Source organism: Rhizobium laguerreae, assembly GCF_002008165.1.
Taxonomy (GTDB): Bacteria; Pseudomonadota; Alphaproteobacteria; order Rhizobiales; family Rhizobiaceae; genus Rhizobium; species Rhizobium laguerreae.
Genome location: NZ_MRDM01000010.1, coordinates 261,049 through 284,985 on the forward strand (window position 1 = coordinate 261,049; position 23,937 = coordinate 284,985).

General features: G+C 61.9%; 25 protein-coding genes. 14 read left to right on the forward strand and 11 right to left on the reverse strand.

Translation table 11 applies throughout. From position 1 onward, the window contains the following. Positions 1 to 133 precede the first annotated feature (133 nt). The 3 genes from BS630_RS09700 to BS630_RS09710 all read left to right on the forward strand — a co-directional run bounded on the left by BS630_RS09700 (position 134) and on the right by BS630_RS09710 (position 2,725). On the forward strand, positions 134 to 1,159 hold the full coding sequence (locus tag BS630_RS09700) for a histone deacetylase family protein (RefSeq protein ID WP_077977253.1): 1,026 nt from the start codon (positions 134 to 136) through the stop codon (positions 1,157 to 1,159). 9 nt (positions 1,160 to 1,168) lie between these two features. Continuing rightward, the gene (recX, locus tag BS630_RS09705) at positions 1,169 to 1,744 is read left to right on the forward strand and encodes a recombination regulator RecX (RefSeq protein ID WP_077977254.1); all 576 of its coding nucleotides are present in this window, start codon (positions 1,169 to 1,171) and stop codon (positions 1,742 to 1,744) included. Between the two features lie 72 nt (positions 1,745 to 1,816). Further along, on the forward strand, positions 1,817 to 2,725 hold the full coding sequence (locus tag BS630_RS09710) for an EamA family transporter (protein WP_077977255.1): 909 nt from the start codon (positions 1,817 to 1,819) through the stop codon (positions 2,723 to 2,725). Positions 2,726 to 2,731: 6 nt separating this feature from the next. Here BS630_RS09710 and BS630_RS09715 read toward each other — a convergent pair whose 3' ends face one another. Beyond that, entirely contained in the window at positions 2,732 to 3,199 is a 468-nt protein-coding gene (locus BS630_RS09715; protein WP_020052469.1) for a group III truncated hemoglobin, read from the reverse strand. Between the two features lie 170 nt (positions 3,200 to 3,369). On the opposite strand from BS630_RS09715, the gene mbfA reads away from it, so the two are divergent. After that, positions 3,370 to 4,353, forward strand: coding sequence for an iron exporter MbfA (mbfA, locus tag BS630_RS09720; RefSeq protein WP_025396747.1), 984 nt, complete (start codon positions 3,370 to 3,372; stop codon positions 4,351 to 4,353). A 473-nt stretch (positions 4,354 to 4,826) separates the two neighbouring features. On the opposite strand, the gene BS630_RS09725 is transcribed toward mbfA, so the two are convergent. Both BS630_RS09725 and BS630_RS09730 read right to left on the reverse strand, forming a co-directional pair. Beyond that, a complete protein-coding gene (locus BS630_RS09725; RefSeq protein ID WP_077977256.1) occupies positions 4,827 to 5,426 on the reverse strand; it encodes a transglutaminase-like cysteine peptidase in 600 nt (199 codons plus the stop codon). Positions 5,427 to 5,591: 165 nt separating this feature from the next. Continuing rightward, the gene (locus BS630_RS09730; RefSeq protein WP_077977257.1) at positions 5,592 to 6,446 is read right to left on the reverse strand and encodes an alpha/beta hydrolase; all 855 of its coding nucleotides are present in this window, start codon (positions 6,444 to 6,446) and stop codon (positions 5,592 to 5,594) included. 177 nt (positions 6,447 to 6,623) lie between these two features. Here BS630_RS09730 and infC point away from each other — a divergent pair, with 177 nt between their 5' ends. The 5 genes from infC to pheT all read left to right on the forward strand — a co-directional run bounded on the left by infC (position 6,624) and on the right by pheT (position 11,790). Then, positions 6,624 to 7,160: a translation initiation factor IF-3 gene (infC, locus tag BS630_RS09735; protein ID WP_072640862.1), complete on the forward strand. Its 537-nt coding sequence runs from the start codon at positions 6,624 to 6,626 to the stop codon at positions 7,158 to 7,160. Positions 7,161 to 7,471: 311 nt separating this feature from the next. After that, positions 7,472 to 7,675 carry a 50S ribosomal protein L35 gene (gene rpmI, locus BS630_RS09740; RefSeq protein WP_003544621.1) on the forward strand — a complete coding sequence of 68 codons (204 nt, stop codon included), beginning with the start codon at positions 7,472 to 7,474 and terminating at the stop codon, positions 7,673 to 7,675. Positions 7,676 to 7,713: 38 nt separating this feature from the next. After that, positions 7,714 to 8,118 (forward strand): 50S ribosomal protein L20, encoded by a 405-nt coding sequence (gene rplT, locus BS630_RS09745; protein ID WP_003544622.1) that lies wholly within the window; start codon positions 7,714 to 7,716, stop codon positions 8,116 to 8,118. 149 nt (positions 8,119 to 8,267) lie between these two features. Continuing rightward, positions 8,268 to 9,350 carry a phenylalanine--tRNA ligase subunit alpha gene (gene pheS / locus BS630_RS09750; RefSeq protein ID WP_077977258.1) on the forward strand — a complete coding sequence of 361 codons (1,083 nt, stop codon included), beginning with the start codon at positions 8,268 to 8,270 and terminating at the stop codon, positions 9,348 to 9,350. A gap of 16 nt (positions 9,351 to 9,366) precedes the next feature. Next, a complete protein-coding gene (gene pheT / locus BS630_RS09755; RefSeq protein ID WP_077977259.1) occupies positions 9,367 to 11,790 on the forward strand; it encodes a phenylalanine--tRNA ligase subunit beta in 2,424 nt (807 codons plus the stop codon). Between the two features lie 54 nt (positions 11,791 to 11,844). Here the strand turns inward: pheT and BS630_RS09760 are convergent, their stop codons facing one another. Together BS630_RS09760 and BS630_RS09765 are read right to left on the reverse strand one after the other, a co-directional pair. Further along, positions 11,845 to 12,204 carry a nuclear transport factor 2 family protein gene (locus BS630_RS09760; RefSeq protein WP_017962862.1) on the reverse strand — a complete coding sequence of 120 codons (360 nt, stop codon included), beginning with the start codon at positions 12,202 to 12,204 and terminating at the stop codon, positions 11,845 to 11,847. 107 nt (positions 12,205 to 12,311) lie between these two features. Continuing rightward, a complete protein-coding gene (locus BS630_RS09765; protein ID WP_077977260.1) occupies positions 12,312 to 13,307 on the reverse strand; it encodes an aldo/keto reductase in 996 nt (331 codons plus the stop codon). A gap of 127 nt (positions 13,308 to 13,434) precedes the next feature. Here BS630_RS09765 and BS630_RS09770 point away from each other — a divergent pair, with 127 nt between their 5' ends. Next, positions 13,435 to 14,343 (forward strand): LysR family transcriptional regulator, encoded by a 909-nt coding sequence (locus BS630_RS09770; protein WP_077977261.1) that lies wholly within the window; start codon positions 13,435 to 13,437, stop codon positions 14,341 to 14,343. Between the two features lie 45 nt (positions 14,344 to 14,388). On the opposite strand, the gene BS630_RS09775 is transcribed toward BS630_RS09770, so the two are convergent. Further along, positions 14,389 to 14,886 (reverse strand): YciE/YciF ferroxidase family protein, encoded by a 498-nt coding sequence (locus BS630_RS09775; RefSeq protein WP_017962865.1) that lies wholly within the window; start codon positions 14,884 to 14,886, stop codon positions 14,389 to 14,391. A gap of 145 nt (positions 14,887 to 15,031) precedes the next feature. Between BS630_RS09775 and BS630_RS09780 the strand changes: the two genes are divergently transcribed. Continuing rightward, on the forward strand, positions 15,032 to 15,649 hold the full coding sequence (locus BS630_RS09780; protein WP_017962866.1) for a hypothetical protein: 618 nt from the start codon (positions 15,032 to 15,034) through the stop codon (positions 15,647 to 15,649). Here BS630_RS09780 and BS630_RS09785 read toward each other — a convergent pair. Next, a complete protein-coding gene (locus BS630_RS09785) occupies positions 15,639 to 16,082 on the reverse strand; it encodes a GNAT family N-acetyltransferase (RefSeq protein WP_077977262.1) in 444 nt (147 codons plus the stop codon). The genes BS630_RS09780 and BS630_RS09785 overlap by 11 nt on opposite strands. Before the next feature lie 14 nt (positions 16,083 to 16,096). After that, positions 16,097 to 17,044, reverse strand: a complete 948-nt coding sequence (locus tag BS630_RS09790) for an aldo/keto reductase (RefSeq protein ID WP_025396756.1) — start codon at positions 17,042 to 17,044, stop codon at positions 16,097 to 16,099. Positions 17,045 to 17,222: 178 nt separating this feature from the next. Between BS630_RS09790 and BS630_RS09795 the strand changes: the two genes are divergently transcribed. Then, positions 17,223 to 18,209: a Gfo/Idh/MocA family protein gene (locus BS630_RS09795; RefSeq protein WP_077977263.1), complete on the forward strand. Its 987-nt coding sequence runs from the start codon at positions 17,223 to 17,225 to the stop codon at positions 18,207 to 18,209. 102 nt (positions 18,210 to 18,311) lie between these two features. On the opposite strand, the gene BS630_RS09800 is transcribed toward BS630_RS09795, so the two are convergent. Both BS630_RS09800 and BS630_RS09805 read right to left on the reverse strand, forming a co-directional pair. After that, a complete protein-coding gene (locus BS630_RS09800) occupies positions 18,312 to 18,689 on the reverse strand; it encodes a GtrA family protein (protein WP_077977264.1) in 378 nt (125 codons plus the stop codon). Further along, positions 18,686 to 19,693: a glycosyltransferase gene (locus BS630_RS09805; protein WP_077977265.1), complete on the reverse strand. Its 1,008-nt coding sequence runs from the start codon at positions 19,691 to 19,693 to the stop codon at positions 18,686 to 18,688. The genes BS630_RS09800 and BS630_RS09805 overlap by 4 nt, the downstream gene beginning before the upstream one ends. Before the next feature lie 159 nt (positions 19,694 to 19,852). On the opposite strand from BS630_RS09805, the gene BS630_RS09810 reads away from it, so the two are divergent. Then, positions 19,853 to 21,700 carry a hypothetical protein gene (locus tag BS630_RS09810; RefSeq protein WP_077977266.1) on the forward strand — a complete coding sequence of 616 codons (1,848 nt, stop codon included), beginning with the start codon at positions 19,853 to 19,855 and terminating at the stop codon, positions 21,698 to 21,700. A 66-nt stretch (positions 21,701 to 21,766) separates the two neighbouring features. On the opposite strand, the gene BS630_RS09815 is transcribed toward BS630_RS09810, so the two are convergent. Continuing rightward, the gene (locus BS630_RS09815; protein ID WP_027669230.1) at positions 21,767 to 22,012 is read right to left on the reverse strand and encodes a hypothetical protein; all 246 of its coding nucleotides are present in this window, start codon (positions 22,010 to 22,012) and stop codon (positions 21,767 to 21,769) included. A 342-nt stretch (positions 22,013 to 22,354) separates the two neighbouring features. Between BS630_RS09815 and xseA the strand changes: the two genes are divergently transcribed. Continuing rightward, complete coding sequence (gene xseA / locus BS630_RS09820; RefSeq protein ID WP_077977267.1) at positions 22,355 to 23,935, forward strand: exodeoxyribonuclease VII large subunit; 1,581 nt, start codon at positions 22,355 to 22,357, stop codon at positions 23,933 to 23,935. The last annotated feature ends 2 nt before the right edge of the window (positions 23,936 to 23,937 follow it).

Sequence of the window (23,937 nt, forward strand, 5' to 3'; positions counted from 1 at the left end):
GCGGAAAATTTCCTCGTTCTCAAAACACCGGCGAAGGTGGCGTCATTATTCCAGACGATCAAGGGCCCGCGCCGCTTTTTTGTCAGGGCCGAGCCGTGTAAATCTCCATTGTCAATCAAGGACAGGATCTGAAATGCGCGTCATCTATTCCGAGGATCACAAGCTGCGCGATGCCAGGACGGAGCTGCACGCCGGTCAGCTGGTGACGCCCTTCGAGGCGCCGTTCCGCGCCGAATGGATCCTCGCGGCGGTCAAGGAGGCGGGCTTTACCGACGTGGTGGCACCGGATGCGCACGGGTTGGGAACGGCTCGAAAAGTGCATGATCCCGCCTATCTGGACTTTCTCGCCACCGTCTGGGACCGCTGGGTAGCGGCCGGTTTCACCGGCGAGGCGATCGCCAATTCCTTCGCCGTTCGCCGCACCAGCCAGCGCGTGCCCGACAATATCGTCGGTGCGATCGGCCACTATGCCAATGCCGCCGACACCTCGATCACCAAGGGTTCCTACGAGGCGGCGATCGCTTCCATGCGCTGTGCCGTCAGCGGCGCCGACTGGCTGGCAGAAGGCAATCGTTTCGCCTTCGCGCTCTGCCGCCCGCCCGGCCACCATGCCGGCATCGATCTCTTCGGCGGCTATTGCTTCATCAACAATTCGGGCGTCGCCGCACAGCGGCTGCTCGATCATGGTGCGAGGAAAGTCGCGGTGCTGGATGTCGATTTCCATCATGGCAACGGCACGCAGGATCTCTTCTATCGCCGCGGCGATGTCTTCACCGCCTCGCTGCATGGTGATCCTATGCACGCCTTTCCCTATTTCCTCGGCCATGCTGACGAGGAAGGCGAGGGGGAGGGTGTCGGCGCCAACCGCAATTATCCGATGCCGCCGGGCACACCTTGGCATGTCTGGTCTTCGGCCCTTGCCGATGCGCTCACCCGCATCAAGACCTTCGGCGCCGAGGCGATCGTCGTGGCCCTCGGCGTCGATACCTTCGAGCGCGATCCGATCTCCTTCTTCAGCCTCACCTCCGACGATTTCACCCGCATGGGCGCGATGATATCAACCGCCGGCCTGCCGGTGCTCGCCTGCATGGAGGGCGGCTACGGTGTGCCGGAGATCGGCCTCAACGTTGCCAATGTCCTCAAGGGTCTGGAAGCCTGATCACCACCGATGACCGACGAGACCGTTCCATCCGATATTCCGACATCACGCATGCTGAGCTGGGCGCGCAATTCCGCTATCTATCGCCTGGAGCGGCGGATGATGACGGAAAAGCAGCTCTTTGACGCCATCACCCGCAAGGCGAAGGAGAAATTCGAGGATATCAGCGCGGCGCAACTCAAGGCCATCGCCGATTTCGCGGTCAAATTTGCCTATGACAACAAGGTCCTAGACGATCGCGCCTATGCGGAGATCAGCACGCGCTCGGCCGTGCGTGGCGGTAAATCGAAGCGCGCGATCGCCCAGAAGCTTGCTGCCAAGGGCGTCTCCAGGGACAAGGTCGAGGCGGCGCTTGAAGAGGCTGACGATCTCCATGCAGCGGCGATATTCGCCCGCAAGCGCGCCTTCGGCCCCTTCCGCCGGGTCCAACTTGACGAAAAGCGAAAGGCGAAAGAGCTCTCGGCTTTCGCCCGCAACGGCTTCAGCTTCGATATCGGCAGGAAGGTCTTCGACATGAGCGCCGAAGACGCCGAAGAGATCATCCTTGCCGGCCGATCCTTGGCGCTTGAGCATCAGCGCTCTTGATCCCGGCATGAAAAGATTGAATTTGGTTCTCACACGTCTTCGGCCTAGAACCGAGCCAGGATCGGGGGCCACATGGACATCAAGAACTTCGAGAACACGGACGGCGCAGCCTTGATCGCGCAGCCGGGTGTATCGCCGGCTTCGGGCGGCTTGGCGGCCGGTGTCGCCATGTGCCTGATGTCGATGTCGTCGATCCAGTTCGGCGCGGCACTATCTTCGTCAGCCATTGCGACTTATGGCGTTGCCGGCGCCACCTGGCTGCGGCTTGCTTTCGCGGCGATCATCCTTGCCGCTATCGTCAGGCCTTCGGTGCTGCGTTATAGCGGCGCCCAATGGCGGGCGACATTGCTGCTCGGAACGACGACGGCTGCCATGACGCTGTGTTTCTTCGCGGCGATCCAGCGGCTGCCGCTCGGCCTGGCGATCGCCATCGATTTCCTCGGGCCGCTCTCGGTCGCCGTCTTCGGTTATGGCCTCACCTGGCGGCTCACCTGGCCGTTGATCGCTGCGGCCGGCATTCTCTTCCTCGCCCATGACGGCGAAGGCTGGGTCGGCAATCTCCCTGGGGTCCTCTTCGCTCTCGGCTCGGCTGTGGGATGGGCGGTCTATATCCTGCTGACCAAGAAGGTCGGCGCTGCCTTCAAGGGGCTGGAAGGTCTCTCCATGTCGCTGATCGTTGCCGGCCTCGTCGCGACCCCCTTCGGCCTGGCCGAGACAGGGGGCGCCTTCACGCTGAAGGGACTGGTCGAGGTTCTCGGCCTTGCCATCCTCGTGCCGCTTTTGCCCTATGCGCTGGAGATGGTGGCGCTGCGGCGCATGCAGTCGGCATCCTTCGGCATCCTGATGAGCCTCGAACCGGCGCTCGGCGCTCTCGCCGGCTTTCTGATCCTCGCCCAGCCGATGACCGCGTTGCAGATGCTGGGTACCGCGCTTGTGGTGGCGGCCAGCGCCGGCGCCACCGCCTCGGCGGAAAAGGCCTAAGATTTCTTAGGCGAGTTTCCGCGCGGGATCGTCGAGTGCCGGATTGTAGAAGAGCGACAGTGTCAGGCTTTTGGCGATCCGCTCCGCCGTTGCCATGAACCACGCCTTGGCTTCCGGCGTTGGGGCGATATCGTCGAGTGTTGCGGCAAACAGCGACAGCCACTTCGGAAAGAGATCGGGCGTCAGGTTCTGGACACCCGTGTGCGCCTGCACCGGCTTGCCGCCATAGGCGCCGCTGCGGAAGGCGACGGCCGACCAGAAGCTCTTCATTTTCGCCATATGCTCCGGCCAGCGGCCGGACAACCTGGCGTCGAACACCGGGCCGAGATCGGGATGCGTCAGCACGCGCCCGTAAAAGGTCTCGACCAGCCTGTCGATGAAGGCTGCGTCGACGCCCATCTCCCGCATCTCCGCCTCCGCCCTTTCGCGGATCGCCGCGACATGGGCAGGGCGGCCCTGAATCTCATTATCCATTCCAAAACCCCGGCGCCGCGTGATGCGGCGCCCTCCCATATAGGTGTTTATCGCAGCGTGCCAAAGTCCTCCGTGCCGCTTGCGGCAATCTGTCAGTTGGCTTGCACGCGCACTTGACCGCTATCACCACGTTCTTTAGATTTAGAATAATTCTAAATTTGGAGAAAGTCATGCTGGCGCGATTTTTCAGATCCTCGAAACGATCTTTCGAGTCGCTGTCCGAGCAGGAGATCCTCGCCCTGGCGATTGCTTCCGAGGAAGACGATGCCCGCATCTATCTCGCCTATGCCGACAGGCTGCGCCGCGAATTTCCGGCCTCGGCCAAGGTCTTCGAGGATATGGCCGAGGTCGAGGATACGCATCGCAAATCGCTGATCGAGATCCATCGCCAGCGTTTCGGCGAGCGCATCCCGCTGATTCGGCGCGAGCATGTGCAGGGCTTCTATGAGCGCAAGCCCGACTGGCTCAGGGCAAACCTTTCATTGGATGCGATGCGGGAAGAAACCGAGGCGATGGAGGAGCAGGCCTATCGTTTCTATGTCGAGGCGGCAAAACGAACCTCGGACGCCTCGACGCGTGAGCTTCTCGGCGATCTCGCCCTTGCCGAACAGGGGCATGAGGATATCGCCCGCATGCTGGGCGACAAACATACGCCCGAAGACGTCAAGCACGACGAGGACGCGACGGTGCACCGGCAATTCGTGCTGACCTATGTGCAGCCGGGCCTTGCCGGGCTGATGGACGGCTCGGTCTCGACGCTGGCGCCGATCTTCGCCGCCGCCTTCGCCACGCAGGATACCTGGCAGACCTTTCTCGTCGGTCTTTCGGCCTCCGTCGGCGCCGGCATCTCGATGGGTTTCACCGAGGCCGCCCATGACGATGGCAAGATCTCCGGCAGAGGCTCGCCGGTCAAACGCGGCCTTGCCTGCGGCATCATGACGGCGCTCGGCGGCCTCGGCCACGCACTGCCCTATCTGATCCCGCATTTCTGGACGGCGACGATCACCGCCGCCATCGTCGTCTTCTTCGAACTCTGGGCTATCGCCTTCATCCAGAACCGCTACATGGAAACACCGTTCCTGCGCGCCGCCTTCCAGGTGGTTCTCGGCGGCGGCCTGGTTCTCGGCGCCGGTATCCTGATCGGGAATGGGTGAGTTGCGGTCGGGCGCAGCCCGAGCAATCGATCCAGTGAATCGATTGCAGCAACGAACGCCCTGAGCCCGAAGCGAAGGGCCGGGAGACGGTGCGTCATACTCGGCATCAAGCCGGCCCTTGCCCTTCGCTTACGCTCTGTGCACTCGCGGCTTCGCCGCTCACCCCCCCATCTGCCTGCCGGCATCTTCTCCCCGCTGGGGAGAAGCGGAGTCGTGGCAGCGCCTCGCTCTCCTTGAGACCTTCTATCGGAACGACGATCGTACGTCTTGCTCCCCCTTCTCCCCAGCGGGGAGAAGATGCCCGTAGGACAGATGAGGGGGGTGAGGAGCGGTAGCGACGAACGCCTTGAGCGCAAGCGAAAGGCAGGTCGCGAACACCTTTCCTCCAATAACAGACCTGGTGCAAACGGAGAGACCCAAAAACAAAAAGGCCGGCAAAACCGCCGGCCTTTCCACATTCTCTGTTGTAACCCTTACCGCAGCGCGCCGACCAGGACGTCGCCGCCGTTCTCGATGGTGACCCAGCGGCCGGCGTTGTAGCTCGACTGGCGCTTGACGAAGGAATAGGGGGTGCCGAACCACGGCTTGACGTCGGCGGCGAGGTTGTCGAGCACGAAATCGCCCTCGGCGGTGCGCAACGTCAGCACCGCATGGCCTTCACCATCCGGCTTGCGCACGACGGTCATCAGCAGATCGGCAGCCGGAAAGCCGCGCTGGATCAGCATGCGGCGCTTCAACAGCGCGAAATCCTCGCAGTCGCCGGCGGTGGTCGGATAGGCCCAGACCTCATCCTTGCCGTAGATTTCCTTGTCGGTCATCGGCGTGATCGTGCGGTTGACCGTGGCGTTGAGCGAACGCACCAGCGACCACTTCCCCGGGGTCATGGCAACGGGGCCGGCGTTGCGATTTGCGCCGCATTCAATGCGGTGAATCTGACAGAAATCATAGTGCCCGATCGGCTGTGAGGTGGCATTGCCTGTCACCATGGAAGCATTTCTGCTGGGGGCTGGTATGGCGGCCGTCGCCATCGCAAACATGGCCATCATGGCCACAAAGATACCCTTGATCCGCACGCCCGCTCTTTCCTTGCATCGCCCTTATTTATTAACAAAGTGTTAATGGAGAGGGCCGGAAAGAGTCAATCGTTACTTCTTGGGAGGACCTTACGACCCGCCGATATGGTTAAAATGCAACGGGTTGGGGGACCTGCATCAGGCGAATTTATTCGCCTCTGCCGTTCAAACGGGCATCTGCCTATTTGTTGATGAACGGATGATGCCTTTGACGGCACTCAGGAGAAGCGCGATATCGCCGGGGCGGGAAAGGCGGTGGTCGCCGTCGCGGACGAAGGTCAGCACAACGTCGTCGGCGGGAAGATGTTCGACCAGTTTCATCGCATGCGCATGCGGCACGTCGGCGTCTTTCATGCCCTGGAGAATGTGCACCGGGCAGCCGGTTTCGATGATGCCGTCGAGCACCCGGTTCTTTCGGCCGTCCTCGATCAGCGCCCGCGTATAGATGTTGGGTTCCGGGCTATATTGCGAACGCTCTTCGAAATAGCCGCGCTCGGCCAGCGATTTGCGTTCTTTGGCCCTGAGGTTCGGCTCGATCAGCTCGGAGGTGAAATCGGGTGCCGGCGCGATCAGCACCATCCCTGCGAGTTTTGGGCCTGCGAGCTTTGGGCCGTCGAGCGTCACGCCGCCCTGCCGCGCAAGCTCCTGCGCCAGCCTGAGTGCGATCCAGCCGCCCATCGACGAGCCGACGAGGATCACCCGATCGGGCGCGACATGACGGATGACGGCAAGCGCCTCCTCCAGCCAGCGCGAGATCGTGCCGTCGCGGAAGCTGCCGCCGGAAAGTCCGTGGCCGGAATAGTCGAGGCGGATGCAGGCGAGCCCAAGTTCTGCCGCCAGCCCATCGAGTTCTACCGCCTTGGTGCCGCTCATGTCGGAGCGGTAGCCGGACAGCCAAACAAGCGCCGGAGCGCCATTGCCGGCTTGCGCCGGGCGGACGAGCATGGCGATCTCACGCGCCGCCTCGCCCTCGCCGACCGTCAGGAACTGCGGCGCGGAATCGGGCATCTGATCGGACATCGGCGAAACTCCTGTTGTTTTGGCCTATAAAACAGATTCTTGGCAGGCTGACAGCGGGTGATTTTTCCGCTAAAGGATGATATTGACTCCGTTGCAGCGATGACGCGACACGTTTGTGCCCCTGATCGGGAGCGCGAGGCTGCAACGTTCCGAAAACAACGCGAGGAGAATACGACCATTCGCAGACCTTTTAAAACCGATGCGCCCGTGAAGGACGGACCGCGCTCGAACCGTGAAATCCGCATTCCCAAAGTTCAGCTGATCGGAGCTGATGGACAGAATGTCGGCATCGTGCCCACCGACCAGGCTTTGAAAATGGCGGAAGAAGCCGGCCTCGATCTCGTCGAAATTTCCCCCAATGTCGAACCGCCGGTGTGCAAGATCCTCGATCTGGGCAAGCTGAAATATGCCAACCAGAAGAAGGCTGCCGAGGCGCGCAAGAAGCAGAAGATCGTCGAAGTCAAAGAAATCAAGATGCGCCCGAACATCGACACCCATGATTATGAGGTGAAGATGAAGGCGATGGGTCGCTTTTTCGACGAAGGCGACAAGGTCAAGGTGACGCTGAAGTTCCGCGGCCGTGAAATGGCCCACCAGGAACTCGGCATGAAGCTTCTGCAGCAGGTCAAGGCCGATACGATCGAGTTCGCCAAGGTCGAAGCCGAGCCCAAGCTCGAAGGCCGCCAGATGATGATGGTGCTGGCGCCGAAATAAGCGCCAGGCAGTTTTTCGCCCAGGGCCGTCCGCAAGGGCGGCTTTTGTGCTTTCTGCCACTGTATTTCGGGAGCAGCGAAGATTCCTCCGCCGCCCCGTTGCACTTTCATGACGCTGCGGTTATAAGCGCGCGTCCGAACTGACCGGCAGGGCATGCCGTGGCAGTTTCGAATGCTTGCGGAACGGTTCGTCGCCGATGCCGCAGATCAACAACAAGCGCTCCCGCACCTTGTTGCGACGGCCGGAGAACCGGACTTCGCGAGAAGGGCTTTTTTGATGAAGCGCGCAGGGAGGACAGAAGGAGTAGCAAAATGCCCAAGATGAAGACGAAGTCCTCTGCCAAGAAGCGGTTCAAGATCACCGCAACCGGTAAGGTCAAAGCTGCCGCTGCCGGCAAGCGCCATGGCATGATCAAGCGTTCCAACAAGTTCATTCGCGATGCACGTGGCACCATGGTTCTCGCAGAACCGGATGGCCGCAAGGTTATCAAGAATTACCTGCCGAACGGTCTCTGAGACTCGTCCGCGAACGCTAGATTTAAGGAGATCATGATATGGCACGTGTAAAAAGAGGCGTCACCTCTCATGCCAAGCACAAGAAGGTTCTGAAGGCAGCAAAGGGCTTTTACGGCCGCCGTAAGAACACCATCCGTACCGCCAAGGCTGCTGTCGATCGTTCGAAGCAGTACGCCTACCGCGACCGCAAGGTCAACAAGCGCAACTTCCGTGCGCTTTGGATCCAGCGCATCAACGCCGCTGTGCGTGAATTCGGCCTGACCTACGGCCGCTTCATCGACGGCCTGAACAAGGCTGGCATCGAAGTCGACCGCAAGGTTCTCTCCGACATGGCGATCCACGAGCCGGAAGCATTCGGCGCGCTTGTCAGCGCTGCCAAGAAGGCTCTTGAATACCTCAAGGAAGCCGGCACGGCGAACGAGTTTGAAGGCGCGGTCAAGTAACCAGCGCTTCCCAAGCTTTTGAATTTATGATTTGGGAAACCCGCGCTGGTTTGGGCTAGCGCGGGTTTTTCTTTCTTTATATTCCTGGCGCCGGCCGGCGCCGCCTACCTCCCGATCGCCCGCCTGATACTGGACGGAAAGAAGTGACAATGTCAGATATCGACCAGCTCAACGCATCGCTGCTCGCCGAAATCGCCGCCGCCGATGACGAGACGGCGCTCGAAGCCGTGCGCGTTTCCGCCCTTGGCAAGAAGGGCTCCGTCTCCGAACTGTTGAAGACGCTCGGCGCCATGACGTCGGAAGAGCGCCAAAGCAAGGGTGCGGCGATCAACGTCCTGAAGAACGCGGTGACCGAGGCGCTCACCGCCCGCAAGACGACGCTCCGGCAAGCGGCGATCGATGCGCGGCTGAAGGCCGAGACGGTTGATGTCAGCCTGCCGGTGCGCTCTTCGCCGGCCGAGCGCGGCCGTATCCATCCGATCAGCCAGATCGTCGACGAGATCACTGCGATCTTCGCCGACATGGGCTTCTCGATCGCCGAAGGTCCCGACATCGAGACCGATTATTACAATTTCACCGCGCTGAATTTCCCCGAGGGCCATCCGGCCCGCGAGATGCACGACACCTTCTTCTTCAACCCGGATGAGAATGGTGAGCGCAAGGTGCTACGCACCCACACCTCGCCGGTGCAGGTGCGCACCATGGAGGCGCAGACGCCGCCGATCCGTATCATCATTCCCGGCAAGACCTACCGCCAGGACTCGGACGCTACGCATTCGCCGATGTTCCATCAGGTCGAGGGCCTGGTCGTCGACAAGAAGGCCAATGTCGCCAACCTCCGCTGGGTGCTGGAAGAATTCTGCAAGACCTTCTTCGAGGTCGACAGCGTGACGATGCGTTTCCGCCCGTCCTTCTTTCCCTTCACCGAGCCCTCCTTCGAGGTCGATATCCAGTGCGACCGCTCCGGCCCGATCGTCAAGTTCGGTGAAGGCACCGACTGGATGGAGATCCTCGGTTGCGGCATGGTTCACCCGAACGTGTTGCGTTACGGCGGGCTCGATCCGGACGAATATCAGGGTTTTGCCTGGGGCATGGGCCTCGACCGCATCGCCATGCTGAAATACGGCATGCCCGACCTGCGCGACTTCTTCAACGCCGACGTCCGCTGGATGACGCATTACGGCTTCCGCCCGCTCGACATGCCGACGCTGTTCGGCGGCCTCAGCGCTTGAACGGAGAATTGGGACGATGAAATTCACGCTCTCCTGGCTGAAAGAGCATCTGGAAACGGATGCCGGCCTCGATGAAATCTGCACGCGCCTCACCGAGATCGGGCTGGAGGTCGAGGATGTCGACGATAAGGCGGCATTCAAGCCCTTCGTTATCGCCAGGGTCGTCTCGGCCGAAAAACATCCGCAGGCGGATCGCCTGAAGGTGTTGATGGTCGACACCGGTTCCGGAGCACCGGTCCAGGTCGTCTGCGGCGCCCCGAATGCGCGCGCCGGCCTCGTCGGCGCCTTCGCGGCGCCCGGAACATATGTTCCCGGTATCGACGTGACGCTTGCCGTCGGCAATATCCGCGGTGTCGAAAGCCATGGCATGATGTGCTCCGAAAAGGAGCTGCAGATCTCCGACAGCCACGACGGCATCATCGATCTGCCCGAGGATGCGCCGGTCGGCCAGAGTTATGCCGCCTATGCTCATCTTGACGATCCTCTCATCGAGATCAACCTGACGCCCAATCGGCCGGACTGCACCTCGATCCACGGCATCGCCCGCGACCTCGCCGCCTCCGGCCTCGGCACGCTGAAGACGCGGCCCGCCCCGTCCTTCGCCGCCGAAGGCGAGACGCCGGTGAAGCTGACGCTCGGTCTCGACGATCCGAAGCTCTGCCCGGGCTTTGCGTTGCGCCTCGTGCGCGGCGTCAGGAACGGCCCGAGCCCGCGCTGGATGCAGCAGCGGCTGCTCGCCATCGGCCTGCGCCCGATCAATGCGCTCGTCGACATCACCAATTACATGACCTTCGATCAGGGCCGGCCGATGCACGTCTTCGACGCCGCCAAGGTCAAGGGCAACCTGACTGTGCGCCGCGCCAAGGAAGGCGAAACGGTGATGGCGCTCGATCAGCGCGAATATAAGCTCGGCCCGAACAACGTCGTCATCGCCGACGAGAATGGTATGGAATCGATCGGCGGCATTATGGGCGGCGAACATTCCGGCTGCGACGAGAACACCGTCGACGTGCTGATCGAATCCGCCCTCTGGGATCCGATGAACATCGCCAAGTCCGGCCGTGCGCTCGGCATCATCACCGATGCCCGCTACCGCTTCGAACGCGGCGTCGATCCGGAATATATGGTTCCCGGTCTTGAGCGCACGACGGAGCTGGTGCTGGAGCTTTGCGGTGGGACGGCTGCTAGGGCAGAGGTCGTCGGCTACAAGGGTTACGAACCGAAGATCGTCGATTTCCTCTATTCGGAAGTCAAGCGTCTGACCGGCCTCGACGTCTCGAATGAGGAAAGCGCCACGATTCTGACGCGCCTCGGCTTCACTGTCTCCGGTTCCGGCGAGCGCGTCTCCGTCTCTGTCCCCTCCTGGCGTCCCGATATCGACGGCAAGGCCGATCTCGTCGAGGAGGTCATGCGCATTCACGGCGTCGACAATATCAAGCCGGCGCCGCTTGAAAGCCATGCGGCCGTCAACGGCAAGATTCTGACGACGCTGCAGATCCGCAGCCGCCTCGCCAAGCGCGCGCTCGCCGCGCGCGGCATGCTCGAAGCCGTTACCTGGTCCTTCATTCCGGAAGACCAGGCAAAGCTCTTCGGCGGTGGCTCGCCCGCCCTCAAGCTCGCCAACCCGATCGCCGCCGAAATGTCGGATATGCGGCCGTCGCTGCTGCCTGGCCTACTGACCGCTGCCCAGCGCAATGCGGATAAGGGTTATGGCGACGTCGCGCTTTTCGAGGTCTCCGGCACTTATGAGAACGACAGGCCGGACGGTCAGCGCCGCGTGGCCGGCGGCATCCGCCGCGGCACGGCCTCGCTTGCCGGCGCCGGTCGCGCCTGGTCGAACGCCGCCAAGGGCGGTGGCAAGCCGGTCGACGTCTTCGACGCCAAGGCCGATGCGCTCGCCGTCATCGAAGCCTGCGGCCTGCCGATGGGCAATATCCAGATCGAGCAGGGTGGACCGGAATGGTATCACCCCGGCCGCTCCGGCACGATCAAGATGGGACCGAAGGTCGTGCTCGGCTATTTCGGCGAATTCCATCCGCTGACGCTGGAATCGCTTGATGTCTCCGGCGCTCTATGCGGCTTCGAGGTCTATGTCGACGCCATGCCGGAGGCCAAGCGCAAGGCGACGCGCACTAAGCCGGCGCTTGAGCTGTCGCCCTTCCAGGTGGTGCGGCGCGACTTCGCCTTCGTCGTCGACAAGACGGTGGAAGCCGGCGCCATCGTCAAGGCCGCCACCGGTGCCGACCGCAAGCTGGTCACCGGTGTCAATGTCTTCGATATCTTCGAGGGTGCATCGGTTGGCGACGGCAAGAAATCGGTGGCGATCGAGGTGCAGATCCAGCCGGTCGAGCGCACCCTGACGGACGAGGATTTCGAGGCGCTGACGCAGAAGATCGTCGCCAGTGTGATGAAATTCACCGGCGGTGTCCTCAGAAGCTGAGCTTCATCCAACGTCGCCAGATAATGGACCGGTCGCGAATCGTGGCCGGTCTTTTCACCGATGCAGGTGGAAGAGTTTGCTGACGATCGTCCAGCGGCCGTCGATCTTCAGCAGCGAGAGATAATCGGTAAAACGCATGCCGGCGAAATCGTCGGTGACCTTGACGCTTGCCGCTTCGCCCTCGACATCGACACTCTGGATGTCCATGTAGGGCTGCGTGCCGGGCGGGGCCGGCTCCTCCTGCAGGATCGCGGCGATGAATTCGTCCCGCGTCAGCCATTCGACCGCATTTTCGTAATGGCCGATGATCGAGCTTTTCGGATGAAAGGCCTTTTTCAAGGCTGCCTCATTGGCGAAGGCCATGCCTTCGACATAAAGATGAACCGTCTGTTCGACTGCCTGCCTGTCCGACATATTGTCATCCCGTTCTCAGAGATGGCGTTAAATAGTTTCGCCAGCCCCGAAGGCAAGCCCGGCCGGTGGTGACCGACCGGGCTTTCGCTCTTTGTTTCGGTGGGGGGTCAGATGTTCGTCATGGCAAGCGAGGCGTCCGAATAGCGCTTGCCGGCCACCTGTCCGGTGGGGATCGCTTCGCTGAGCTGCTCGAGGTTCGCCGGACTCAGCACGATATCGGCGGCGGCCACATTCTGTTCGAGATGATGAAGCTTGCGGGCGCCGGGGATCGGCACGATGTCGTCGCCCTGGCTCAATACCCAGGCGAGCGCGAGCTGTGCCGCCGTTACGCCCTTCTCGACAGCAAGCCGCTCGAGCGTTGAGACGAGGGCGGCATTGGCGTCGAAATTTCCCCCCTGGAACCGCGGCACCTGACGGCGGAAATCGTCGGCAGCGAGATCCTCCACTTTGCGGATCGACCCGGTGAGGAAGCCGCGGCCGAGCGGGCTGTAGGGCACGAAGCCGATGCCGAGTTCGCGGCACGTGGCAAGCACCTCCTCTTCGGGATCGCGCGTCCAGAGCGAATATTCGCTCTGCAGGGCTGCGATCGGATGGACTGCATGGGCGCGGCGAATGGTGGCGCTGCCGGCTTCCGAAAGCCCGAGCGCCCGGACTTTGCCTTCCTTCACCAGTTCCGCCATGGCGCCGACGGTCTCTTCGATCGGCACGTTGGGATCGACCCGGTGCTGGTAGAAGAGGTCGATGGTCTCGATGCCGAGGCGTTTCAGCGAGGCCTCGGCCACGCCTCGCACATGTTCGGGGCGGCTGTCGACGCCGGCGATGGCGGCAGCGCCCGGCTTGCTGGCATCGATCTTGAAGCCGAATTTGGTGGCGATTACCACGCGGTCGCGGAACGGCTTCAGCGCTTTGCCGAGAAGAACCTCGTTGGTAAAGGGACCATAGACTTCGGCGGTGTCGAAGAAGGTGACGCCGAGATCGATGGCGCGATGCAGTGTCCTGATCGATTCCGCATCGTCGCTGGCGCCATAGGCAAAGCTCATGCCCATGCAGCCGAGACCGACGGCAGAGACGGTCAGATCGTTTCCGAGTTTCCGGGTTTTCATGATGTGCTCCTCTGAGCTGATTTTGAGCCGCTTGATCGGTTGTTGCGGTTACGGGCAGACTTTATCGCTGCGCTATCCATCAGAAAATACATGCGGTTTCTAACGGGTTGTTCTATCATTTCGATCAATGAACAGAACCCAGCTTTCGCAACTCGCCGTTCTCGCCGCAGTCTCGGAGCATCGCAGCTTCCGGGCGGCGGCGAAGGAACTCCTCGTCGCGCCCTCGGCCATCAGCCATGCGATATCGAGCCTCGAGGAAAGTCTGGGGGTGCGGCTTCTGGCGCGCACCACCCGCAGCGTCGCGCCGACGGAAGAGGGCCGCCTGCTGCTTGAAAGACTTCGTCCCGCACTCGAGGAGATCGATATCGCCTTGGAGGCCGTCCGCGATACGCGCGCCAGGCCGGCGGGAAACCTGCGCATCACCGCGCCGCGCTTCGCCTCCGATCTGCTGCTTGCTCCGCGGCTCGGCGACTTTCTCAACCTCTATCCCGATATCACCCTGGAGATCGCCAATGAGGATGGGTTCACCGATATCGTCAAGGAGGGTTTCGATGCCGGCATACGGCTGGAAGAGAGCCTCGAGGCCGATATGATCGCCGTCAAGGTCTCGCCCAATCTGACGACGGTGATCGCCGCTTCGCCCAATTATTTCGAGCATCATCCGAAGCCGGAGCATCCGCGCGATCTCGTCCATCACCGTTGCATCAAGCGGCGCTTCACCAATGGCTCGATCTATCGCTGGGAATTCGAAAAGGACGGGCAGGAGCTTGTCGTTTCGGTCGATGGGCCGCTGATCGTCAGCGAGGACCGGCTGGCCCTGCTTGCGGCGCTGAACGGCGCCGGACTTGCCTATCTTTTCGACATGCGGGTCGATGACGAACTGGCGAGCGGCAAGCTTGTGCGGGTATTGGAGGATTGGTGCGCTCCCTATGCCGGACCGTTTCTGTATTATCCCACCCGGCGGCAGATGCGGCCGGCGCTACGCGCCTTCATCGATTTCTTCAGATACAGCGAGAAGGATACGGGCGGCCGGTAAGGAATGGAAACCGGGCCGCCCGTTCTCGTTAGGGCGCCTTATGCATCAGGCAGCCTTTGCCTTCTGGTTTGCCGCCGTGGTGGCGAGCTGAGAGAGGGTCTTGTCGGTGGCCGTTTCCTCCTGCAGCGTCTGGTCCAGCAGACCGACGGCATCTTTGAGGCCGAGCGTCGCGGCCCAGGTCTTCAGCGTGCCGTAACGGGCAATTTCGTAATGTTCGACGGCTTGAGCCGCGGAGATCAAGCCGGCATCGAGAGCGGCCGTGCCTTTGAATTCCTCCATGATTTCCTCGCCCTCGGCGATAATGCCCTGGATGGCCTCGCAGGTCTTGCCCTGCGCGCGTTTGCCCATCAGCTCGAAAACCTGCTGCAGGCGCTCGACATGTACTTCGGTCTGCTCGCGGTGCTTCTCTAGGCCCGCCTTCAAATCAGGGGATTGGGCGGCGCGCGCCATCTTCGGCAGGGCGCGCAAAATCTGCCGTTCAGCAAAGTAGATGTCCTTCAGCGTGTCGTAGAAGAGATCTTCCAACGTCTTTTCCTTGGCCATTTTCTCAATCCTTGTTCTGGGGAAAACCGCGAATGCGGCGACACATTAAGAAGCGAAGATCGCGCTAATTGTTCCCGATCGATTTCGGGTGGACTGGAAATCGGTGCCGGGCGATGATTCCTGCCGTCGATGTGGGGGTAAGGTCATGCGAAAGCCGAATTCGATGAAGGGTCTGGAGGATCTCGGCCGCGTGCGGCTGTCGCAAAACTTCTTTCTTCGCGATTTCCTGCATTCCGAAATCGCCGATTTCCATCGCATCCCCAATATCCCCGAAGATCCCGATCTAGCGATCGAGGCGGGCAAGAGGCTTTGCGAGGAATTGCTGGAGCCACTGGAAGCGACGTTCGGGCGCCTGCACATCCGTTCCGGTTATCGTTCGCCCACGGTCAACAGGTTCGGCAACGAGAACAAGCTAAACTGTTCGACCAATGCCGCCACATCAGCGCATCACATCTGGGATATGAGGGATTTTGACGGCTGCATGGGTGCTGCCGTCTGCATCGCCGTGCCATGGATGATCGACCACTACCACGATGAAAGCGACTGGCAGCGGCTCGCCTGGTGGATTCACGACCACCTGCCTTATGCCTCGCTCTGCTTTTTCCCCAAGCTCTGGGCCTTCAATATTCAGTGGCACGAACGGCCGAAGCGGGTGATCCAGAGCTATATCAGCCCGCGCGGCATACTCACCAAACCGGGTATGGCCAATTGGAAAGGCGATCATTCCGAATGGTATGGGAATTTTCCATCGCTCAAAAGGTGATCCTATAGCGGATATGGCCGTCGCTCTCGACATAGCTGTCATAGAGCGCTCGCGCGGTTCTGTTCTGCTCGCTCGTATGCCAGTAGAGCCGCGACCAGCCCTTGGCTCTGCAGGTCGAAACGAGATCGTCCATCAGCGCCCGCCCGACGCCTTTGCCACGCGCATCGGCATCGACGAACAGGTCTTCGAGATAGCAGTCCCTGCCGTGGATCCACGTGCCCTCATGGGTGAGATAGAGCGCAAATCCCATGATCCTGCCGTCGACGTCGGCGACACGCATCGCGATTGCCGACTCCGGATCGAAGACCCGGCGCCATGTGGAATCCGTGATATCGGCATCGACCGTGACGTCATAAAAGGCGAGATAGGCCGCCCAAAGTTCGCGCCAGCGGGCTTCGTCCTCGGGGCGGGCATCACGTATCGTCACGGTCATGGCGTCTCTTTCTTTCAGGCGCCGGCTTCGTCGAGCAGCGCCATCGCCTCATCGGAAAGCGCCAGTGTCGCCGATTTCGCCAGGCTTTCAAGCTGCGAAAGACTGGTCGCGCTGGCGATCGGCGCCGTCACGCCCTTCTTGCGCAGCAGCCAGGCGAGCGAAATTTCTGCCGGCGCTGCACCGGTCTCGCTTGAAACCGTGTCGAGCGCGGCCAGGATGCGCAGGCCTTTGTCGTCGAGATATTGCGAAACTCGGCCCTCGCGTGCGCGGCCCTGCGTATCGGACTTGCTGCGGTATTTGCCGGTGAGGAAGCCGGCGGCGAGGCTGAAATAGGTGATGACGCCGATGTCTTCTTTGACGCAGAGATCGGCAAGCGGCCCCTCGAAGCTTGCGCGCTCATAGAGATTATATTCCGGCTGCAGCACATCGTACCGCGGCAGGCCGGCCTTCTCGGCAGCGGCGAAGGAAGCCTGAAGCAGTGTCGCATCATAGTTTGAGCAGCCGATGGCGCGGATCTTGCCCTGCTGCTTCAGCTTGGCATAGGCGCCGAGCGTTTCCTCGTGCGGCGTATCTTCATCCGGCCAGTGCGAGAGATAGAGGTCGATATAGTCGGTCTGCAGCCGGCTGAGCGAATCCTCGACCGCCTTCAGGATATAGGTCTCCTTCAGCGTCTTTCCCTGCCCCATGTCGGAGCCGACCTTGGTGACGATAACGGCCTTGTCGCGGGAGACCTTGGCTTGGCTTAGCCAGCGCCCGATGATCTCCTCGGAATCGCCGCCCTTGTTGCCCGGAACCCACGAGGAATAGACATCGGCCGTATCGATCGTATTCAGGCCCGCGTCGAAGAAGGCGTCGAGAATGGCGAAGGATGTTTTTTCGTCGGCTGTCCAGCCGAAGACATTGCCACCGATAACGATCGGCGCGACCGAAAGACCTGTTTTTCCAAGCCGGCGCATTTCCATGACGCTCTCCAGAAGTGTGAAGGAATTGAAATCGCGGATACGGCAGAACGCCGCCCTGACCAACTTAGTGCGATCCGCGCATCCGGGAAGGCAAACTTCCATGATTTCGGGCCGCGCCATTGCGCCGCAGCTAAGGCCTGAATATGGTTCGCGGAAATCAGTTCGGGAGACTTGGATCATGCTGCGTTTCGGTATCATTTCAACGGCGAAGATCGGCCGCGACAATGTCGTTCCGGCGATCCAGGATGCGGAGAATTGCGTCGTCACCGCGGTTGCCAGCCGCGATCTGGCGCGCGCAAGGGAGATGGCCGACCGCTTCTCGGTGCCGCATGCCTTCGGCTCCTACGAGGAGATGCTGGCCTCCGACCTCATCGACGCCGTCTACATCCCGCTGCCGACCTCGCAGCATATCGAATGGTCGATCAAGGCGGCAGATGCGGGCAAACACGTGCTCTGCGAAAAGCCCTTAGCGCTGAAATCAGGCGATATCGACGATCTGATCGCCGCCCGCGACCGCAACCGGGTGGTTGTCACCGAAGCTTATATGATCACCTATTCCCCGGTCTGGCAGAAGGTGCGCTCGTTGATCGACGAGGGCGCCATCGGTTCGCTCCGGCATGTGCAGGGCGCCTTCACCTATTTCAATCGCGACCCCGCCAATATGCGCAACGTCCCCGAGCTCGGCGGCGGCGGCCTTCCCGATATCGGCGTCTATCCCGTTATGGGCACGCGTTTTTCCACCGGCAAGGAGCCGCTCTGGATCCAGGCGATCACCGAGCGCGATCCGGATTTCGGCACGGATATCTATTCGAGCGTCAAGGCCGATTTCGGCGATTTCGAGCTGAGCTTCTATATCTCGACGCAGATGGCCAACCGCCAGGTCATGGTCTTCCACGGCACCGAAGGGTACATCGAGGTCAAGTCGCCCTTCAACGCCAATCGCTGGGGGCCGGAAGAGATCGAGCTTGCCGACCGCAGCCACACTGAATCGCGCATCTTCCGCTTCCAGGACAGCCGCCAGTACAAGCGGCAGGTCGAGGCCTTCGCCCGGGCGGTGACGAACGGCAAGGAAGAGATCGTCACGCTCGAAAATTCGAAGCTGAACCAGAAGGTGATCGATGCGATCTACCGGGCCAGCGAGAAGGACGGCTGGGAGGCAGTCTAGCGCATAACCCGAAAATCGGAATCGATTTTCGGAAAGGATTATGCGCCACTTCAGAGGGTTAGAGCGTCCTTAGCGCGTCCTATTGGACGCGCGGCGCTCTAATCACTCGGCGCGGAAGACGAAGCGCGAATAGCCGAAGAAGCTGAAGATCATCGAGGCGATGCTGGCGATCACCATGGCCGCCAGCGGCTGAAGCGCCGGCAGCGACAGCAGCAGCGCGGAATAGAGCCCGTAATTGACGAGCGCTGCCGTCACCCCGACCGAGCCGTAGCGGAAGCCTTCGGCGGCAAGCGAACGGCCGGTGCGATCGAAGGTGAAGCTCCGGTTGAAAGCCCAAGTCGCTGCCATGGCGGAGGCGATCGCCAAGAGCCGCGCCAGAAACGGCCCGAGCGGCGTGAGATGGAGCAGCGCCGACAGGATGCCGGCATCGACGAGGAAGCCGATGCCGCCGGCGATGGCGAAGCGGATGAGCTTTCTCATGCCGCATCCGCCTTGCCGGGACGCGCGCGAGAGACCGGCCCTGCGTCGCTGAGCGGCGCCTTCAACGCGCTCGGCCTTTCCAGGCCGATATAATGGATACGGAGCTGTTCGGCGCGGGCGCGCGCGACGGAATCCAGGATGACGCCGGCGGTGAACAGCATGAAGGAAATCATCATCAGCGCCGTCGACAGCACCCAGGTTGGCATGCGGCTGACGAGACCCGTTTCGAAATATTCCGCCAGCACCGGCGCCATGAAGCCGAGGCTCGCCAGCATGAAGGTGGCGCTGATCGCGCTGAAAAAGGCGAAGGGCCGGGTTTCCTTCATCAGCATCGCGAACATCCAGAGGATCTTGGCGCCGTCGCGAAATGTCGAAAGCTTGGAATGTGAGCCTTCCGGCCGGCGGCCGTAGTCGAGCTCCAGCTCGCTGACCGGCAGCTTCAACCGGGAGGCATGCACGGACATCTCGGTTTCGATCTCGAAGCCGCCTGATACTGCCGGGAAACTCTTGACGAAGCGGCGCGAAAACGCGCGGTAGCCGGAAAAGATATCGGTGAAGTCGGGGCCGAAGATCATCCGGTAGAGCAGGTTGAAAAGCCGGTTGCCGAGCGCATGGCCCTGACGTCCGGCATCGGCGTGCACACCGCGCCTTGTGCCGACCACCATGTCGGCGCGCTCGGTCAGAAGCGTGCGCACCAGTTCCTCGGCATCCTCAGGTGCATAGGTGCCGTCGCCGTCGGCGATGATGTAGATGTCGGCGTCGATATCGGCGAACATGCGGCGCACGACATGGCCCTTGCCCTGACGCCGCTCGCGCACGACATGCGCGCCGGCAAGCATCGCCTGCAGCGCGGTGCCGTCGGTGGAATTATTGTCGTAGACGTGGATTGCAGCATCGGGCAGCGTCGCCCGGAAACCCTGCACGACAGCGCCGATCGTCGCGGCCTCATTATAGCAGGGGAGCAGGACGGCAATAGTCAGATTATCGGTACGCGATCGGGCCATGACTCTACTCGTTACACTTAAAGCCGCGCTCAGCCTAAATCATGCGCCGTTAATAAGACCCTATGACGCAGGCAAAATCGCCAGCTGCCACAAACGGCTTTACACTTTCTTGATCGGCGGCGGCTAAAGTTCGGGTATCGAAACGAACCGCTAACCACAATGAACGCTGTGCAGCCGATCTCCCACGCATCCTCCGTGACTGACGCTCCCAGGGGCTGGCTGCGCGACTTGCTGACGCGTCTCTGGCCAACCGTCATCGCCTATAGCGTCATCCTTGCTGCCGCTATCCTCATCACCAAGCTTTCCGGCGCCACCGATTACGTCGGCCCCGACAATGATGACGGAATGCGTCTCGTCGAGGTTCGCGATTTTCTGGCTGGGCAGGGTTGGTTCGATCTGATGCAATATCGTCTCGGCCTCGACGGCGGCACGCTGATGCATTGGTCGCGGCTGATCGATATGCCGATCGCCTCGCTAATCTGGTTCTTCGGCCTGTTTGCGCCCCGCGAGACGGCCGAAGCGCTGGCGCTCGCCGCCTGGCCGGTATCGCTCATCCTGCCCGCCATGCTCGCCATGGCGGTCGCCGGCCGGCGCATCGGCGGGGTTGCCGCCATGCATATCAGTCTCGGCTTGACCGGTCTTGCGATCTACACCGGAAACCGTTTCGCGCCGGGCGCCATCGATCATCACAATGCGCAGCTGGCGCTGGTCGCGACGATGATCGCGATGCTGCTGGATCCAGAGCGTCGCGCCTGGAGTTACGCGGTCGCCGGCATCGCGGCAGCCGTTGCCATCGCCATCGGCGCCGAGACGACCCCCTTCGTCGCCGCCGTCTGCCTGACCATCGCCCTGCTCTGGGCATGGGAGGGCGAAAATTTCGCCGCCGCCGCGAGGGCCTTCGGGCTGGCGCTGGCGATTGCGATCAGCATCCTCTTCTTCGCAACAGTGCCGCCCCGGCTTTATTCGATGGTCACCTGCGACAATCTCTCGCTCGGCTATTATAGCCTGGCGGCGATCGGCGGCGGGTTGCTGTTGTTTTCAGCGGTCTTTGCCAGCCGCTTGCGCCGGCCCTTGCGCTTTGCCGCGCTCGCCGTCGTCGGCGCCGGCGTTCTCGGTTCGGCGATCGTGATTGCACCGCAATGCCTGAGCGATCCGCTGGCCGGTCTCGACCCGATGCTGGTCGAGCTCTGGCTGAGAAATGTTTCGGAAGCGCAGTCGATTTTCGCTCTCGGACGCACAGATCCCTTCTCGATCGGTGCCTTCTATGCGGCCGGCCTGTTCGGCATCGCCGTCTGCATCTTCCGCGTCGTTCAGCGTGACCGCGTGCAAATCCATCTGGTCCTGCTCTTCCTGCTGATGACGAGCTGGGCTATCGCGCTGGTCCAGGTGCGCGGTTCGACATTCTCGAACCTGATCTCGATCCTGCCGCTTGCTCTGCTGATCATCGATATCAGGCGCATCTCCAACAGCGACACCGAGAATGTCGCCGCCGCCTTCATCTATATCGTCACCGTGCTCGCAAGTGCTCCGGCCGCCTGGGCCGTCGGCGGCGGATTTGTCTCGCTGCAGATGCAGAATGCTGCGCAGAAGAAGGCGGCAGAGCCGGCAAAGAAGATCTCCTGCACATCGCAAGCGGCGCTGGCGCCGCTCGCCGGGCTACCGGCCGGACTGGTCTCGGCGCCGTCGGAAATGGGCGTCCCCATCCTCCGCTTCACGGCGAACCGGGTTCTCTCCGCGCCTTATCATCGCAATCAGGGCGGCATGCTGACGGAGCTGCATACCGGCATGGCCGAGCCGCGGGAGGCGGACGCTTTCCTGAAGGGGACCGGCGTGACGGTGCTTGCTTTCTGCCCCGGCGACCTGCAGACCCGCGAGATCGCCAAACTGAAGCCGGATGGGCTCTATGCTGAGCTCGGCAAGGGCAATATCCCGCCCTATCTGGAACCGCTTCCGAAGGCGGCGGAGGCGGGCGTTCAGTTCTATCGCTATCGGCCGACGACGAATTGACGCCGGCGATCTTCAGGATGGGAAAGCAAGCGCGGGAAGCCGATCTGAAAGGCCGCGACGCACTTGTCAGTTTGAAACGCGCATGGCGCGACGAAGGCGCTGACTGGCGTAGAGCCCGAGCACGAAGAGCATGAGGCCGCAATTATAGCCGAGCACGGCATAGACGAATGCGAGAATAGACACCGGCCCGGGCGAGGTTATCGCCGCCAACACAAATGTCATTCCGATCAGCGCGGCGACCAGCGCGATCACGCCAGCCGAACGCGTTTGCCCGGCGCTGACGCCCAATGCTGCTGCTGTGAGAATAATCATTTCAGCACCTTCCCAGAGAGAACGAGGGGAAGCATAGGAAGCGCCAACTAACAAAGTTTTACCGACGATCTTCGCCGAAAAGCCTTTGTATTGCGGTGGTTAGCAATCCCTTTCAGGTAAAACGCGCATTCTAACTATCCGTTCCGCAGCAAAGCATATTTACACGATTTTGTTGTTTGTTTGCCCGGCTGCAACGAGTGCATGTGCAGCATTCCAGGGGATGAGCGCGCTCGAAGCAATGGCGACGAACCCCGCGCGCGACCTATCTCAATGGCCGGGAAAACCGATCCCAATGCCAGTGCCGATCTTTCCGTTTGCCGCCGTTAGACATAGAAAGAGGGGATGAGCAACGTCTTCGACGGCGATTCGCCGACCAACCTTGCCGAATATTCGGTTTCGGAACTTTCCGGCTCGATCAAGCGCACGGTCGAAACCGCCTTCGACCAGGTTCGCGTGCGCGGCGAGATTTCCGGCTATCGCGGGCCGCATTCCTCGGGCCATGCCTATTTCGCGCTGAAGGATGATCGCGCCCGCATCGACGCCGTCATCTGGAAGGGCACCTTCTCGCGGCTGAAGTTCCGCCCGGAAGAGGGCATGGAAGTCATTGCCACCGGCAAGGTCACCACCTTTCCGGGCTCCTCGAAATATCAGATCGTCATCGAGACGCTGGAGCCCGCCGGCGCCGGCGCGCTGATGGCGCTGATCGAGGAGCGCAAGCGCAAGCTCGGCGCCGAGGGCCTGTTCGATGCCGCCCGCAAGAAGCGGCTGCCCTTCATGCCGAGCGTCATCGGCGTCGTCACCTCGCCGACCGGCGCCGTCATCCGCGATATCCTTCACCGCATCTCCGATCGTTTTCCCGTGCATGTCCTCGTCTGGCCGGTGAAGGTCCAGGGCGAGGGCTCCGGCGAGGAGGTGGCGAACGCCATCCGCGGCTTCAACGCGCTGCAACCTTCAGGCGCCATCCCCCGCCCGGATGTGCTGATCGTCGCACGTGGCGGCGGCAGCCTGGAAGACCTCTGGAGCTTCAACGACGAAATCGTCGTGCGTGCTGCGGCCGAAAGCGCAATACCGCTGATCTCGGCCGTCGGCCATGAGACCGACTGGACGCTGATCGACTATGCCGCCGATGTCCGTGCGCCGACGCCGACGGGGGCCGCGGAAATGGCGGTGCCGGTCAAGGCGGAACTCGAGGCGCAGGCCGCCGCTCTTGCGGCGCGCCTGCAGGGCTGCATGAACCGGCAGATGGATCAGCGCCGCCAGTCGGTGCGTGCCCTGATGCGGGCATTGCCGTCGCTCGATCAGCTTCTCGCCTTGCCGCGCCGCCGTTTCGACGAGGCGGCAACCGGTCTCGGCCGCGGGCTGGAACTCAACACCATCAACAAGCGCCGCGGCTTCGAGCGTGTCGCCGGGCATCTGCGTCCTGATGTGCTGTCCAATCGCATCGCCGAGCGCCGCCAGACGCTGAACGAGCGCATGGCCCGGGCCGAGCGCATGGTCGAGCGGCTGATCGACCGCTCGAAAGCGCGCGTCGATCGCGCCGAAGCCATCCTCGCCTCACTGCCGGCCCGGCTGAAGACCCGGACCGACCGCGGTCGCGAGCGCCTCGGCAATCTTTCGCGCCATGCCGATACGGCGGTCCGCCACCAGCTGACCCGTGCGCGCGCCGAGCTTTCCGCGCAGGACCGCGTGCTGCAGTCGCTCTCCTATAAGAATGTGCTGAAGCGCGGTTACGCCGTCATTCGCGATGAGGATAACAGGCCGGTCTCGCAGGCTGCTCACCTCTCCGCCGGCATGGGCATCGCCATCGAATTCGCCGACGGCCGTGTCGGCGCCATGACCACGGAAGGCGGCACACCGCCAGCCGGTGCCAAGAAACGCAGCGTAAGACCCGCCGACCCGCCGAAGCAGGGAAGCCTGTTCTGACG

Excerpts from the sequence above, each read along its gene's own strand:
- BS630_RS09785 (WP_077977262.1), bottom strand. The coding sequence starts at position 16,082 with ATGACCGTGACGATACGTGATGCCCGCCCCGAGGACGAAGCCCGCTGG.
- rplT (WP_003544622.1), top strand. The coding sequence starts at position 7,714 with ATGGCACGTGTAAAAAGAGGCGTCACCTCTCATGCCAAGCACAAGAAG.
- BS630_RS09770 (WP_077977261.1), top strand. The coding sequence starts at position 13,435 with ATGAACAGAACCCAGCTTTCGCAACTCGCCGTTCTCGCCGCAGTCTCG.
- xseA (WP_077977267.1), top strand. The coding sequence starts at position 22,355 with ATGAGCAACGTCTTCGACGGCGATTCGCCGACCAACCTTGCCGAATAT.
- BS630_RS09730 (WP_077977257.1), bottom strand. The coding sequence starts at position 6,446 with ATGTCCGATCAGATGCCCGATTCCGCGCCGCAGTTCCTGACGGTCGGC.
- BS630_RS09810 (WP_077977266.1), top strand. The coding sequence starts at position 19,853 with ATGAACGCTGTGCAGCCGATCTCCCACGCATCCTCCGTGACTGACGCT.
- BS630_RS09795 (WP_077977263.1), top strand. The coding sequence starts at position 17,223 with ATGCTGCGTTTCGGTATCATTTCAACGGCGAAGATCGGCCGCGACAAT.
- BS630_RS09780 (WP_017962866.1), top strand. The coding sequence starts at position 15,032 with ATGCGAAAGCCGAATTCGATGAAGGGTCTGGAGGATCTCGGCCGCGTG.
- BS630_RS09700 (WP_077977253.1), top strand. The coding sequence starts at position 134 with ATGCGCGTCATCTATTCCGAGGATCACAAGCTGCGCGATGCCAGGACG.
- pheS (WP_077977258.1), top strand. The coding sequence starts at position 8,268 with ATGTCAGATATCGACCAGCTCAACGCATCGCTGCTCGCCGAAATCGCC.
- pheT (WP_077977259.1), top strand. The coding sequence starts at position 9,367 with ATGAAATTCACGCTCTCCTGGCTGAAAGAGCATCTGGAAACGGATGCC.
- BS630_RS09760 (WP_017962862.1), bottom strand. The coding sequence starts at position 12,204 with ATGTCGGACAGGCAGGCAGTCGAACAGACGGTTCATCTTTATGTCGAA.
- BS630_RS09765 (WP_077977260.1), bottom strand. The coding sequence starts at position 13,307 with ATGAAAACCCGGAAACTCGGAAACGATCTGACCGTCTCTGCCGTCGGT.
- BS630_RS09815 (WP_027669230.1), bottom strand. The coding sequence starts at position 22,012 with ATGATTATTCTCACAGCAGCAGCATTGGGCGTCAGCGCCGGGCAAACG.
- BS630_RS09710 (WP_077977255.1), top strand. The coding sequence starts at position 1,817 with ATGGACATCAAGAACTTCGAGAACACGGACGGCGCAGCCTTGATCGCG.
- recX (WP_077977254.1), top strand. The coding sequence starts at position 1,169 with ATGACCGACGAGACCGTTCCATCCGATATTCCGACATCACGCATGCTG.
- BS630_RS09715 (WP_020052469.1), bottom strand. The coding sequence starts at position 3,199 with ATGGATAATGAGATTCAGGGCCGCCCTGCCCATGTCGCGGCGATCCGC.
- rpmI (WP_003544621.1), top strand. The coding sequence starts at position 7,472 with ATGCCCAAGATGAAGACGAAGTCCTCTGCCAAGAAGCGGTTCAAGATC.
- BS630_RS09805 (WP_077977265.1), bottom strand. The coding sequence starts at position 19,693 with ATGGCCCGATCGCGTACCGATAATCTGACTATTGCCGTCCTGCTCCCC.
- mbfA (WP_025396747.1), top strand. The coding sequence starts at position 3,370 with ATGCTGGCGCGATTTTTCAGATCCTCGAAACGATCTTTCGAGTCGCTG.
- BS630_RS09800 (WP_077977264.1), bottom strand. The coding sequence starts at position 18,689 with ATGAGAAAGCTCATCCGCTTCGCCATCGCCGGCGGCATCGGCTTCCTC.
- BS630_RS09775 (WP_017962865.1), bottom strand. The coding sequence starts at position 14,886 with ATGGCCAAGGAAAAGACGTTGGAAGATCTCTTCTACGACACGCTGAAG.
- BS630_RS09790 (WP_025396756.1), bottom strand. The coding sequence starts at position 17,044 with ATGGAAATGCGCCGGCTTGGAAAAACAGGTCTTTCGGTCGCGCCGATC.